The following is a 13,872-nucleotide window of genomic DNA, read 5'->3' on the forward strand; positions in this document are numbered from 1 at the left end:
ATTGATAGCCTCAATGTGGGGCGGCTGCGACGGTAGAGGTTTTCGAGGCAAGTATCTTTGCGGCAATCGGCGATGTAATCATCTGAATGACGGCAAAGAACGCGGCTGGTACAGCAATTTCCGAGGGTAAGCCAGACGCTGTCACAAACGCTGCAGCGATACTGAATTCCTTTTTGCTCACTGTGAACAGATACGCAATCAGCTCTTGCCGGTCGGCCACAAAGAATTTTGCGATAGAACGGTTAGCACCGATTTTCTGGGGAATCTGCTAAATTCTAGATCATTCACTGCCCCGAAAGCTTTAGTTATGCATAGACTCGATCAAGGAGGTCGCGAGTATTTTAACCTTTGAGCGCCAGAATGCGCCGAGCGCCATTGATCACGATCAGGACCACAATTGTACCGATAACCAAATCTGGATAACTGGATCCTGTCCAGGCAACCAAAGCGCCGGCAATGATAACCCCCATATTGATCACTACATCATTAGCTGAAAATATCCAGCTTGCCTTCATGTGTGCCCCCCCCTCGCGGTGCTTGGATATCAACAACAGGCAACCTATATTAGCGATCAAAGCGACGAAGGCTGTTGCCATCATCATTCCCGATTCTGGCTCGCTACCAAACACAAAACGTCGTCCCACTTCCACAAGTACGCCTATAGCTAGAATTAGCTGCAGCCAACCTGCTAGATGCGCGGCGCGTACCTGCATTTTTACACCATGACCTACGGCATAAAGAGCAAGGCCATAGACGGCTGCATCGGCAAACATATCCAAGGAATCAGCGATCAATCCGGTAGACTGGGCGATCAAGCCAGCAGCCATCTCCACAACGAACATAAACGCATTGATGCCGAGCAATATGCGTAGGGTGCCGGATTCCTGCGAAGCAGAGGCCGCTGAAACTTCAGCTGCATTTATCGTATCTTGGTCGGCAATGACGGTTTCCTGAAGAGACGCACCCAACCCCAAGGTCACTAGCTTCGCCGTAATAGGTTCAGCCTCGCCGCAATGCACGACCTTAAGCCGGCGGTTTGGTAAATCGAAGGACAACGCCTGAATTTCCTCGAAGCCGTTCAGTGCCAGGCGGATCATTCGTTCTTCTGATGGGCAGTCCATCTTCGGCACGGCATAAACACTGATCCATTTTCCCAATGCTTCGGAGGAGTCTAGCTTTTCGTTACCCGCTGAGGGCGTTGCATCGCAGCCACAGGGGCCGACACAGGATTTGCTCATGATAAGGTTTCTCTCCAACGGTAAGGTGATACTATTTAAAACTATATAGTAGCTATAAGGTCAACCGGACAGAGGATTAGCTAAGGGAGGAGCCTCATGCGCATTGGTCAATTGGCACGGTTAGTAGGGATCGATACGCAGACGATCCGCTTCTATGAACAGCAGGGCTTGTTACCGCCTCCTGATCGGCAAAAAAACGGTTATCGTGTCTATACCGAAGAACATGGTAAGCGGCTGGCCTTTATCCGTCGCTGCAGAATCCTTGATCTCTCACTTGCCGAGACTTCAGAGCTACAGAGTTATCAGGATGATCCTCATCAACCTTGTTCAGCCGTCAACGCCTTGCTCGATGAGCACATCTCTCATGTGCGATCACAGATAGCAGCTCTGCAAGCGGTTGAGAAGCAGCTCGTTTCACTGAGAGCGGGTTGTAATGATGACCGAGAAGTCGAGCGATGTGGTGTTCTTGCTGGAATTCGAGAGGGAAGCATGTACCAACAGTAGGTAAAGCCCTAAACCCCGAAACTGAGGCCTGAATTCCAGGACAAAGTCTCATCTGCTCATGGCCAAGCGCCGGCATAGCCCCAAGGCTTTGTTGCAGCGTAAATTTACGGCGCTGAAATAAATCAAAATATCACCGAAACTGCGGTGCTGTATGGGCTTGGTCAGCGCACGCCATGGCTAGCTGCAAGATTACAGAATTGTAATATTCTGCTCATCCTTGCGTTATCGGAAGCCGTTTAAACTAAAGAAGAAATTTCATCATCAACACTCGACTAAGTGAGGCTTCCGATGACCATTATTATACGTCTATTAGCTGTAGGGATGCTGATGGGCTTTTTGAGTCCAGTTTACGCAGTTAACGAGCAAGCAAATGGTGGTCTTGATCGTATGAGAGCGTTCCATGAGGACTTTAAGTCCAATCAAGAGCGCTTGCGAGCTGAACGGGCGTCAGCGGCCCAAGTAACCGAAAGCGATCAAGAGAAAGAAAAAGTTTCTGATGGATCCAGGGATAATGGTTAACGCTTGCTGTTATTTTCTGACATAAGCGAGGGTGAAATGCCAGGAAATGCCTGGCATTTCAATTTGTTCTAGTTCTTGCAGCTGCCCTAATTTTCACCTGGGCATCTTGATAGCATGGAATACCTTATGGTTTCCAACTCCCCTTTTGAATTTTCAAATGTCGACATTCTTTTGAAAACACCGCAACTCTTTGGGTCTCTTGAAACTCGAATCGTGTTTGCGATATCAAGCTTCATTCCGTATTCATAATCTTTTACTGTAGGGACTTTTTGTCCTGTTTTTTCGGCATAAGACTCTACAAAGCGCTCATGTTCTTCCAGGAGAATTCGGTTATCAGTGTAGAATGACGTGGCTTGCGCCGTTAGTGTAAAAACAAAAAGTAAAGCCGCTATTGAAGCTTTAATCATGCCTCGCCCCCATAAGTGTATTTCCAATAGAATACCGATTTAAGCTGTCCTGAAGATGACTGAGAAATTACAAAACTGACAGGCAGTTTTGGCGCCGCTTTGGCTTAACAAAAAGCACCGTACAGAGATTGCAAAATTTGTCAGGTGGCATAACAATTAATAGCTTACCTACATGGCGAGGCGTCTCGCGGGATCGTCCAGTTATCGGTATGTTGACGTCAGTGACGGCACGAATTCGCACAGCATTGGTCGTATTGTGATCAGTGGAGTGACGGCAAATTGTTACCTGGTCAAACGGCGTTGACGCTATTGCCCTTGGGTCGTTCGGATCTATCCTTTGGCCTTACGTTGGTTTTTTCTAGGAGCGGTTAAGAAAAATGAGCCATAACCATAACCCCGAAACCTTAGGCGATAAGCGTCTGGTTGCTGCTATTGGTGTCAACATCGTACTGACATTCGCACAAGTCGTAGGCGGAGTGCTCTCTGGTAGCCTATCACTCATAGCTGACGCGCTACATAATTTGAGTGATGCCGCATCGCTGGTAATAGCGCTCATCGCACGTAAGATCGGCCGCAGACCACCAGATGCGTTTAAAACCTTTGGCTATCGACGTAGTGAAACCATAGCGGCTTTGATCAACTTGGTCACACTGATTATCATCGGTCTCTACCTTATTTACGAGGCTATAGGTCGATTTTTTTCTCCCCAACCGATTGAGGGGTGGACAGTGGTCGTGGTGGCGGGAATAGCCTTGATTGTAGATGTCGTCACAGCCAGCCTAACCTACACGATGTCTAAGAACAGCATGAATATAAAGGCGGCGTTCTTGCATAATGTTTCGGATGCATTAGCCTCCGTTGGTGTTGTTATAGCTGGGACATTGATCCTTCTGTATGGCTGGTACTGGGCGGATACTGTACTGACATTAATCATTGCTGGATACGTGTTGTGGCAGGGGTTTAGTATGCTACCCAAAACCATTCATCTACTAATGGAGGGGGTGCCGGAAGGAGTGTCCATTCCTGATATCATCTATGTCATGGAGGATATGAGCGGCGTTGAGAGCGTCCATCATGTACATGTTTGGGAAATCGCCGAACATACTATTGCCTTGGAAGCCCATGTTGTCATAAGGACGGTTGATTTGCCCGACATCGAGCGGCTGAAGGCTGAATTAAAACGTGTGCTTCATGAGCAATTCAAAGTTGACCACTCGACACTTGAAATGGAGCTGGACAGCAATGTATGTATAGATACTAGGGAGACCGACAGTCATCGCAACCAAAGCTAGGCTGCAACCCAGATAAGGTAGGGGTGGATTACACTGACTAAGTTTTTTGCGGTTACAGATTTTCACTAGCCAGGTATATTGCGCGATGTTTGCATCTCTGATAGCCTCCCGATCATGAACAGATTTTCCCATCTACATAGGCTAATGATCGTCGCGTTGCTTCTGGGAGCATTCGCGATCATACCTCTTGTTGATGCTGCTGCTTGTATGATAGAGGTTGGGACGGTTGATGTCCCCATCGCTGCCGATGGGGGTAAACAGCCTGATCATCAGGCACAAGAAAAAGGAAGTTCTTTTGCTTTCGTGGATGGCCATTGCGATCATGGCCATTGCCATCATACAACATCACATGTCTCCGCACGTGCCTCAGGCACAGCGCCGGTCGACCGCGTAAGATATGACTTGATGGGTTTCAATAAAGCTCCCTCTCATACCCCCGACGGATTAATACGCCCCCCCAAAGCTTGACGAGCTTCTATACCTGCTTCCGCAGGTGCTTTGTCAACTATCGCTTTGGGAGTTTTGCATGCCTATGCTACCTAACCGATCGCTACGCGCGATCGGGTGTACCATGGTGGCCGCCTCATTAATATCGACACCATCGATACTGGCTGCCCCGGCACCATCTTATGAAGTTCTGATCGACCAACTCGGTCTGTCACCTGCCACGCTCGAAGCCGAAGCTCTGTACGACGCTGCAGAAGCTCAGGCGCGGCAGGCACGAGCCTTACCCAACCCCTCTATAACGCTGGAGGCAGAAAATGCCTATGGCAGCGGTCCTTACTCCGGTTACGGTAGCGCGGATTCCACGATATCTATCAGCCAGCCGCTGGAACTCTGGGGACAACGCGGAGCGCGTATCCGTGCGGCGCAGGCCGAAGCGGAAGCAGCTGGGCTACGTCGAGACCAGACACGCTGGATGACAGCTGGCCGCCTGGCCATCGCCTATGCTGAGGCAGAAGCTGCCGCCTTGCGCCACAAGCTGGCGGGTGAGGCATTATCTTTGACACAGGACGAATTGCGAGCGGCGCAAGCGCTCGTGGATCAAGGCCGGGAACCCACGTTGCGCGCTCTTCAAGCAAACAGCGAGGTGGCCGCTGCACAGGCGATATTGGACGAGGCCCGGGCAAACCGTGACGCCGCCTTGGCTCAACTTACCGCACTGGCGTCATTGGACGAACCAGCCAGCTCGATCAGTTACAGCCTGCTCGACCGCGTACCCGAAGAGCCTGATGCATTTTCAACTGTGCCAATGGCAGTGAGGGTCGCGGAAGCTGAGCTGGACGCTGCTGAGGGCCTTGTCACCGTAGAGCAGCGCCGTGCTCGTCCGGACGTCACAGCATCGCTTGGCATGCAACGATTCGGTGAGACCAGTGATAAGGCTTTCATGTTTGGGGTCAGTCTATCAATTCCAATATTTGACCGTAACAAGGGTGCTATTAGCGCAGCACAAGCTCAGCAGCGGGCCGCCGAGGCGAGACTCGCCTATAGCAGGTCGGAAGTCCTGGCGGCCCACCGGGCGGCCCAAGCCAGCCTCGGCGCCTCCAATAGTAGAACGCACGCTGCTGATAGTGGCGTGGCGGCGGCTACGGAAGCCTATCGCCTGGCACGTATCGGTTACGACGCGGGACGTATCTCGCAGTTGGAATTGCGCAGCATCCGTACAGCATTAATTGACGCCCGTTACGCAGCTGTAGATGCCCGCCTCGCGCGCGTCCGCGCAGAAATTGACCTGGCGCGCCTGGAAGGGCGCGTACCTTTTGGGGAAGCACCATGATTAATGTAAGAAATCGCCGTTTCTCTATCATCGCCTTGTTTGTAGCGGTACTCGTGGGATTTGGCTTGGCCAACCTCGTGGACTGGCCAGCTCAGGCTCTCGTTCACAGCACTGCTGAAGATGCGAATCATGATCACGAGGATAACGGCCCCGCTCACGATGATAATGACGATCATGGCAGCGAGAGTGGCGCCGAACATGAAGACGAGGGTGTCGTTAGCCTGACCTCTCGACAGATAGAGGCCTCCAATATATCCATTGTCATGGTGGGCCGTGGCGGTGGCCACGAAACCAGGCTGACCGGACGAGTCATCTCAGCTATAGATGCCAAGGCAGCCATCGCCGCACCGGTAAGCGGTCGTGTCGTGCAGGTAAATGTTGCCCCCGGCAACACGGTTGAAGCAGGTCAGGCTCTCGCCATACTCGTCAGCGGTGAGGCTGCAACACTCTATGCAGACACCGACACTGCTATTGCAGCAGCGGAAGCTGCACGTCTCATCTACCAGCGCGACCTGAAGCTGGTTGAACAAGGCGTAGTTGCCCGTCAAGAGCTGGAGGCCTCCCGTGCCAAGTCGCTGGCTGCTGATGCGGCCGCACGCGCCGCCCGGGCACAGATGGAGGCTGTCGGTTCACCGGACGCCCAAGGGCGCATTGCGATCACCAGCCCGCTGGCAGGTACGGTCGGTGCTGTCGAAGTCACGCCCGGTGGTTTTATGTCATCCGGTGGCATTGTCGCAGAAGTGTCCGACCCAGCTAGAACAGAATTAGCCTTCTCCATGCCGGCAGCCTTCGCCGCACAAGTCGCGCCAGGTGCCCGCATGCGCGTCACTAGCCCTGCTGGGAGTGTGGAAGCGGTGGTGGTGGGAGTCGCTCTTGATGCCAGCGAGCGCAGTGGTGCTGCACTTGTACGTGCCACTCCGACCGCTGGAAAGCTACCGCCTATTGGCTCGCCCGTGTCTGGGAGCATCATTACCAACCAGCAGGATGGCGGCCTGACAGTGCCAGCCGACGCAGTTCAAATGGTGGATGGTCAATCTGTGGTGTTCGTGTTTACCGAAGAGGATTTCCGTGCCACACCGGTACTTGCCGGGCGTCGCGCTGGCGGTCAGATCGAAATCCTCAAGGGACTATCGGGTAATGAGCGCATTGCCGGCACTAATGCCTTCTTGCTAAAAGCCGAACTCGCCAAAGGCGAAGCCGAGCACGTTCACTGAGGACACCATCATGTTCAAGTTGATTATCGAAACAGCGGTTCGCTTCCGCTGGGCGGTGGTGTTCATCGCGGCACTCATCTGTACCTATGGCCTTTTCCAGCTTAGCCAGTTGCCGATCGACGCGGTGCCTGATATCACCAATAGACAGGTACAAATCAACACCGTAGCGCCTGCATTGGCACCAGATCAGATCGAGCGCCAAGTCACCTATCCGCTCGAAACCGCGCTCGCCGGTATCCCCGGCCTGACTAGCACACGCTCCCTGTCGCGTAATGGCTTCTCACAGGTAACAGCCATCTTTACCGACCAGACTGATATCTATTTCGCGCGTCAGCAAGTCGCCGAAAGGATGCGTGAGGTGCAGGAGGAACTCCCCGAGGAGGTCACGCCGATGATGTCGCCCGTCACCACCGGGCTGGGTGAGGTGCTAATGTGGACGGTGGATTTCATACCGTTCGATCCAGAAACCGCGAGCACGTCCAGTACGCCTGGCTGGCAAACTGATGAAAGCTATCTGACACCGGAAGGCGATCGGCTGACAACCCCCCAGGAACGTGCCACGTATTTGCGTACTGTACAGGACTGGATCGTCGCGCCACAAATGCGGTCTACGCCGGGACTCGCGGGCGTCGACACGATTGGCGGTTATGTTAAGGAATATGCGATCAGGCCTGATGCCGACCGCTTGGCCGCTTATGGCCTGAGCTTGAATGACTTGGTGCAGGGGCTGAAACGTTCGAACGTGCAGGCTGGTGCAGGCTTCATACAACGTGCCGGCGACGGCCTCATCGTCCGAGCCGATGCTCTGGCGCAAACCGTTGATGATCTGGCGCGGGCTCCGGTCGCCAACCGCAACGGCATGGTGATCCGCGTTGCTGATGTGGCAGATGTTGGCTTAGGCCAGGCACCGCGGCTAGGCGCTGCGACCCGAGACGGTCATGAAGCGGTACTCGGTACGGCATTGATGATCGCCGGGGGCAACAGCCGCACCGTCGCACAAGCTGCCGCTGAGCGTCTGACAGAGGTCGGCCGCTCCCTACCACCAGGGATTGTGGCCCAACCGGTGCTCGATCGCAGTGTGCTAGTTAACGCCACGATTAAAACAGTGGCCAAGAACCTGACTGAAGGTGCCCTGCTGGTCGTTGTCGTATTGTTCCTGCTGTTGGGCAACATCCGCGCCGCTGCGATCACTGCACTGGTTATACCGTTGTCCTTCCTGTTTGCGGTGATTGGGATGAATCGCTTCGGCATCAGCGGGAACCTGATGAGCCTGGGCGCACTCGATTTCGGCTTGCTGGTCGATGGCGCGGTGATCGTGGTAGAAGCGACATTGCTCATGCTTGGGCAAAAGCGGGCGGAACTGGGTCGTTCGCTTTCGGCCAGCGAACGCATGGGAGTGGCGATCCAAGCGACGCGCAAAATGGTGCGGCCTGCCGCATTCGGTCAGCTCATCATTCTGTTGGTGTTTGTACCGCTGCTCACCCTTGAAGGGGTGGAAGGCAAGACGTTCCAGCCTATGGCCGCAACCTTCATGCTCGCCTTGGCCGGTGCCTTTATCTTCTCCTTTACCTTCGTGCCAGCAATGGCAGCGCTATTTGTCCGTGAACCCAAGGTCAATGTATCGCACGAAGGTGATGCGGGGTACGACGGCGAACACGAGACGCGAATCATCCGCTACGTTCGGAGCAAAGTAGAGCCTATCATCCGCGCTGCGGTGCGGCGGCCACGCACCGTCCTCGCAGGCGCGGCCGTCATGCTGGCGATCGGTTCTACCGCGTTCATGTCGCTGGGACGGGAATTCGTACCGACCCTTGATGAAGGCAACCTGGCACTACAGGCATTACGGGTACCTTCTGCATCGCTGGAGCAATCTCTCGCGATGCAGCTTGCGTTGGAGAAGGCGATCACGAATGAGCCCGAGATCGAAACCATTTTCTCGCGAACAGGAACTGCAGAAGCAGCCCTTGACCCTATGCCGGTCAACATCAGTGACAGTGTGATTGTACTCAAACCGAAGTCTGAGTGGCCGGATCCGTCTCTCGCAAAAGACGCTCTGATCAGCCGGCTTGAGTCGGTGGTCAGCAATCAGATCGGCAATGCTTTTGAGTTCAGCCAGCCCATCGAACTGCGCTTTAACGAGCTGATCTCGGGTGTACGTACGGATCTGGCGGTAATGGTGTATGGCGATGATTTCGGTATTCTGGAGGGCGTGGCCAATCAGATTTCGCAACAACTGCGTAACGTGGACGGCGCAGCGGACGTGCGCGTTGAGCAGGTATCTGGTTTGCCGACACTAACCGTACGCATAGACCATACTGCTGCGGCGCATTACGGATTGACTGCGGCAGACGTCAGTGAGGCATTGGCCACCGGCATCGGCGGCACCGCAGCGGGTCAGATATTCGAAGGCGATCGCCGTTTCGATGTCATAGTTCGCTTCGACGAAGCGACACGCAACGACCCGGCTCAATTAGCTGCTCTGCCCGTCATCAGTGCGGACGGTACGGTCGCTCCCCTTTCATCCGTCGCTCGCATTGAAGTTAGCGAAGGCCCCAACCAGATCAGCCGCAATAACGGTAGCCGCCGAATTGTTGTGCAGGCCAACGTACGCGGCCGCGATCTTGGCGGTTTCGTCGCTGAGGCCCAGGAGGCAGTGGCGGATGTCTCATTACCGGCCGGAGTCTATCTCGATTGGGGCGGCCAGTTCGAAAACCTTCAACGCGCCGAAGCCCGGCTAATGCTCGTGATTCCGGTGGTATTTCTGGTGATCTGGAGTCTGTTGTACATGGCGCTCGGCACCGTACGCGAAGCCGCATTGGTGTTCGCCTGCGTACCGCTGGCATTAGTGGGCGGCGCGCTTTCGTTGCTGGTACGGGACATGCCGTTCTCGGTGTCGGCAGCGGTCGGCTTCATCGCCGTTTCGGGGGTGGCAACACTCAACGGCTTGGTCCTCATGCAGGCAATCCGCGAACGCCTGGATACTGGCCTTTCCAGCTTGGAGGCAGCAGCTGTTGGTGCCGCGAGTCGCCTACGAGCAGTGTTTACAACTGCTCTGGTCGCCATCGTGGGCTTTATCCCGATGGCCATTGCCAGTGGAGCGGGAGCAGAAGTACAAAAGCCGCTGGCGACCGTGGTCATTGGCGGCCTGCTGACGGCAACAATCCTCACGTTGTTGGTGCTACCCACCTTTGCCGCGCGCATCACCAAGCCCCGGCTGGAACCCGCGCCCACTGATTAGACTGAGGAGCAAGTACATGCAAGCCTATGGCAATGAGCAAACGATGGCTCCCGGCACGCCGCTGCGCATCGATCTGCCTATTTTGCTGCCGAATGTTCCGGATGTTGCCGACGCCTGCGTGGAACGGCTGGTCGCTGCGTTACGCGGTCAGCCGGGGGTGAAAAGGGTTTACCTCTATACGCAAGACGATGGGACAAGCCAGCTGTGTGTCCATTACGATCCGGATGCGCTGAATTTGGCGCGCATCCGTGAATTTGTGACGGCGGCCGGTGCGCAGGTCACGGAGCGTTTTGGTCATGGACTGTGGGAAGTAGAAGGTATCACCCATCAGCGCCGTGCACAGACGATAGCCGATCAGCTGCGCGCTCTAATAGGTGTATTAGAAGCGGATGTGAGCGCAGTCGGCAGGATCCGTGTTGAGTATGACCGTGAACAATACTCGGAACAGGCGATCCTGGAGCTGCTGAAAGACCTAGGCGTGAAACCCACCGATATTGACGCCCCGGCGGCTCGGGGCGAAGGGGCGCAGCCGCACGATCAAGAGGAGGGTCACAAGCATCGCGGCAAGCATCATCACGGCCACGGCGGTATTTTCGGGTCGAACAGCGAACTGATCTTTGCCCTCACCAGTGGCGTTTTGTTGGTGCTTGGATTCGCCATGGAAAAGCTGGTGTTCGGCACGCCGCCGTGGTTACCGGTAACCTGTTATATCAGCGCTTACTTCTTTGGCTGCTTCTTCACTGTGCGCGAGGCGCTGGATAACCTGCGACTCAAGAAATTCGAGATCGACACGCTGATGCTGGTGGCAGCGGCTGGCGCTGCTGCATTGGGTGCCTGGGCTGAAGGGGCATTATTACTATTCCTGTTCAGCCTCGGTCACGCGCTCGAGCACTACGCCATGGGCCGTGCGAAACGGGCCATTGAGGCACTAGCAGAGCTCGCACCGAAGCGCGCAACAGTGCGTCGGGACGGCAGAGCCCACCAGGTACCGGTTGAAGAGCTGGTCATTGGTGACGCCGTACTCGTCCGTCCCAACGAGCAATTACCATTGGGCCAGCAGTTGCGATACACGAAGGTTCTACCTTGATCGTCGTCTTCAACGCACTTCGATTACTTGCCTATCGCGATCATGCGTGAATACCAATGTCATCCGTCACCCTCCAGACCTGTATGGAAAAGAATGATGCGGATTCTCCTTATTGAGGATGAAGTAAAAACTGCTGACTATATGCGTCAAGGATTGACTGAGAGTGGTTATGTCGTAGATGTTTCCAATAACGGCGTGAACGGCTGTCATCTAGCATTGACTTATAATTATGAAGTAATCATATTGGATATTAATCTCCCTGAAATGGAAGGATGGGATGTTCTTAAAAAGATTAGAGAGCATAAAGGGGCGGGGATAATCATAGTGTCGGCACGAGGCCGCCTTGAAGAGAAGGTGCGCGGTCTCGATCTAGGGGCAGATGATTATATAGTCAAACCTTTTCAGTTTCCTGAGCTACTAGCCAGAATAAAAACCTTGATCCGCCGAACTGATAGTAGCCCTCTCTCCCCGGATGTGCTTGTAGTTGATGACTTGCAACTAGACCAAGGGCGCCATAGAGCGGTGCGTGCGGGAAAGCGTATCGACCTGACAGCCAAGGAGTTCACTCTTCTGCATTTTTTGATGCGACACGCTGGTGAAGTTCTTACACGCACGCAGATAGTATCAACGGTATGGGACATAAACTTCGATTGTGATACCAATGTTGTCGAAGTAGCGATTCGACGGCTTCGTGCAAAAATTGATGACCCGTTTGATCGCAAGTTGATACATACGTTGCGTGGTGTGGGCTATGTTTTAGAGTCGAGAGCATGAGGCCGAAACGTTTATCGACCCGCCTAGGTATTGCAGTAGGCCTCATGGGTGTGATCGTGGTGCTTTTGATAGTCGCTTTCACCTATTTCGAAATTGGCCGGCAACTTGACATCCGAGCACGTGGCTCCTTAAGCGAAAAGCTAAACCAAATAGAACATGGCCTTTTGGAAAGCTATAGTGCGAAATCCGAAGTTATATTGACTCCACACATATTGAACGATTATGTTATTGGGCACGATTATCTTGCATTAATTGTTAGGAATGCAGAGCATCCAGGTGCTCCTATATTGAGTGTGGGAAATGAGGCGGCTATTAAGGTATTCTCGAATATCGCTAAATATACCTCTGGGTACGAGGAATATTTTCCACCCACAGGCTACGCTATACTCGGCATGAGTAAGGTGATTAGGCTGGCTGACGGCAATGAGATAGTAGTCACTTTGCTGTTGGAGCGTGAAAGTGATGCGGTTCTATTAAAGTCCTACATAAAATCTACCATCTTATCTCTTCCACTTATTTTGATTCTTGTGGGTGGATGTGGATGGTGGCTAGTCCGCCATGGATTATCCCCTTTATATAAATTTAGTGCGATTGCCGCTCGAATCTCTGCTCACGATCTTGATCATCGTATAGATTTTACGACTTTTCCTGAGGAGCTGAAAAATTCTGCGCACGCGATAAATTTTATGCTGGAGCGATTAGATAGGGATATTCAAAAATTACTGCAGTTCTCTGATGATCTCGCACATGAGTTGCGCTCTCCACTCAATAATATTTTAGGGAAAGTACAGGTGACGCTGTCCAGAGCGCGAACTCCTGAAATATACAAACAGGCGCTCGAAAGCTGTGCGGAAGAGCTTGAGCGCATATCGCAAGTGATATCGCAGATGTTGTTTATTGTTTCCGCCAACAGCCCAACTCTCTCTTTGACCCTTGCTTCTATTAATCTTCGCGAGGAGGTTGTCAAAGTGGTTGATTTGTTTTTAGACGAAGCCCAAGAGAAAAATATATCTCTTGAGGTAGTGGGTGATGCCCACACTAAAGCAGACAGCTTGATGATGCAAAGAGCTATTTACAATCTCTTATCGAACGCTATTCGACACAGCTCTTCTCGAAGCATAATAAGCTTGGAGCTAAGCGAAAATAAAGATTATGCCATTATAGCTGTACGAAACAGCGGCGAGGGAATAGCTGCAGAGCATATGACACGGATATTTGACAGATTCTATCGTGTTCCCTCTAGCCGCTCCCGCCAGCTTGTTGGTACTGGTCTCGGACTGTCTATAGTAAGAGCAATCATGGACTTACATGAAGGAATGGTTACGGTTGCCAGTATTCCAGGAGAGTCGACCGTCTTTACGTTGTTTTTCCCAAAAGATATTTAGTGCCTTTTCCGTAAGCGTCCGGTAATCCCGTCTTGAGCCTGTCGTCTCCGGCGTCAGGATAGTGTCCACTTATTTTCTAGTGGACACTTAATATGAGCACTGTAAGCGTAACCAAGCCTTGTCAAAAACGTCGTCGCCACTTGCAATGAACCGGGAGCCTCCGTCTCACGCGTTGCGCTGGATAACGGCCTCCACGCCAATCTGGTGCGACGCTGGATCAGTGAGTCACGCCGAACCGATAATGCGCTCACGTCGATTCCAGCGTTCCTTCCGGTTAACCTGCCAGCTCCGTCTACCGTTGCAAACAGTAAGCCGCACAACAACATCGAGATCCCCCATGTCAGTGGTGCCGTTCCTGTCATTTTCAGAAGACGACTGCACCAATTGACGGGGCGTAACGCCAGATGTGCAGGCGACTCCTGACAACGCAATATCAG

11 protein-coding genes are annotated in these 13,872 nt (G+C 53.2%); 9 read left to right on the plus strand and 2 right to left on the minus strand.

All coding sequences use genetic code 11. The annotated features are described in order from the left end of the window. Nucleotides 1–341: 341 nt before the first annotated feature. The gene (locus VG99_RS06400; RefSeq protein ID WP_044498918.1) at nucleotides 342–1,238 is read right to left on the minus strand and encodes a cation efflux transmembrane domain-containing protein; all 897 of its coding nucleotides are present in this window, start codon (nucleotides 1,236–1,238) and stop codon (nucleotides 342–344) included. 96 nt (nucleotides 1,239–1,334) lie between these two features. Between VG99_RS06400 and cadR the strand changes: the two genes are divergently transcribed. Together cadR and VG99_RS16055 are read left to right on the plus strand one after the other, a co-directional pair. Then, on the plus strand, nucleotides 1,335–1,742 hold the full coding sequence (cadR, locus tag VG99_RS15685; RefSeq protein ID WP_076939732.1) for a Cd(II)/Pb(II)-responsive transcriptional regulator: 408 nt from the start codon (nucleotides 1,335–1,337) through the stop codon (nucleotides 1,740–1,742). Between the two features lie 288 nt (nucleotides 1,743–2,030). After that, complete coding sequence (locus VG99_RS16055; RefSeq protein WP_158023886.1) at nucleotides 2,031–2,261, plus strand: hypothetical protein; 231 nt, start codon at nucleotides 2,031–2,033, stop codon at nucleotides 2,259–2,261. Between the two features lie 86 nt (nucleotides 2,262–2,347). Here VG99_RS16055 and VG99_RS15690 read toward each other — a convergent pair whose 3' ends face one another. After that, a complete protein-coding gene (locus tag VG99_RS15690; RefSeq protein WP_076939733.1) occupies nucleotides 2,348–2,668 on the minus strand; it encodes a DUF2790 domain-containing protein in 321 nt (106 codons plus the stop codon). A gap of 377 nt (nucleotides 2,669–3,045) precedes the next feature. On the opposite strand from VG99_RS15690, the gene VG99_RS06405 reads away from it, so the two are divergent. The 7 genes from VG99_RS06405 (at nucleotide 3,046) to VG99_RS06440 (ending at nucleotide 13,435) form a co-directional block, all read left to right on the plus strand. Next, nucleotides 3,046–3,960 carry a cation diffusion facilitator family transporter gene (locus VG99_RS06405; protein WP_044498919.1) on the plus strand — a complete coding sequence of 305 codons (915 nt, stop codon included), beginning with the start codon at nucleotides 3,046–3,048 and terminating at the stop codon, nucleotides 3,958–3,960. Between the two features lie 571 nt (nucleotides 3,961–4,531). Beyond that, nucleotides 4,532–5,737, plus strand: coding sequence for a TolC family protein (locus VG99_RS06415; RefSeq protein WP_239419824.1), 1,206 nt, complete (start codon nucleotides 4,532–4,534; stop codon nucleotides 5,735–5,737). Then, on the plus strand, nucleotides 5,734–6,951 hold the full coding sequence (locus VG99_RS06420) for an efflux RND transporter periplasmic adaptor subunit (protein WP_044498922.1): 1,218 nt from the start codon (nucleotides 5,734–5,736) through the stop codon (nucleotides 6,949–6,951). The genes VG99_RS06415 and VG99_RS06420 overlap by 4 nt, the downstream gene beginning before the upstream one ends. Nucleotides 6,952–6,961: 10 nt before the next feature. Further along, the gene (locus VG99_RS06425) at nucleotides 6,962–10,189 is read left to right on the plus strand and encodes an efflux RND transporter permease subunit (RefSeq protein WP_044498923.1); all 3,228 of its coding nucleotides are present in this window, start codon (nucleotides 6,962–6,964) and stop codon (nucleotides 10,187–10,189) included. A gap of 16 nt (nucleotides 10,190–10,205) precedes the next feature. Next, nucleotides 10,206–11,276 carry a heavy metal translocating P-type ATPase gene (locus VG99_RS06430; RefSeq protein WP_052508716.1) on the plus strand — a complete coding sequence of 357 codons (1,071 nt, stop codon included), beginning with the start codon at nucleotides 10,206–10,208 and terminating at the stop codon, nucleotides 11,274–11,276. Nucleotides 11,277–11,372: 96 nt separating this feature from the next. Then, on the plus strand, nucleotides 11,373–12,050 hold the full coding sequence (locus VG99_RS06435) for a heavy metal response regulator transcription factor (RefSeq protein ID WP_044498924.1): 678 nt from the start codon (nucleotides 11,373–11,375) through the stop codon (nucleotides 12,048–12,050). Next, nucleotides 12,047–13,435, plus strand: coding sequence for a heavy metal sensor histidine kinase (locus VG99_RS06440; RefSeq protein ID WP_044498925.1), 1,389 nt, complete (start codon nucleotides 12,047–12,049; stop codon nucleotides 13,433–13,435). The genes VG99_RS06435 and VG99_RS06440 overlap by 4 nt, the downstream gene beginning before the upstream one ends. Nucleotides 13,436–13,872: the final 437 nt, after the last annotated feature.

The organism is Pseudomonas saudimassiliensis (assembly GCF_000939975.1).
GTDB lineage: Bacteria > Pseudomonadota > Gammaproteobacteria > Pseudomonadales > Pseudomonadaceae > Halopseudomonas > Halopseudomonas saudimassiliensis.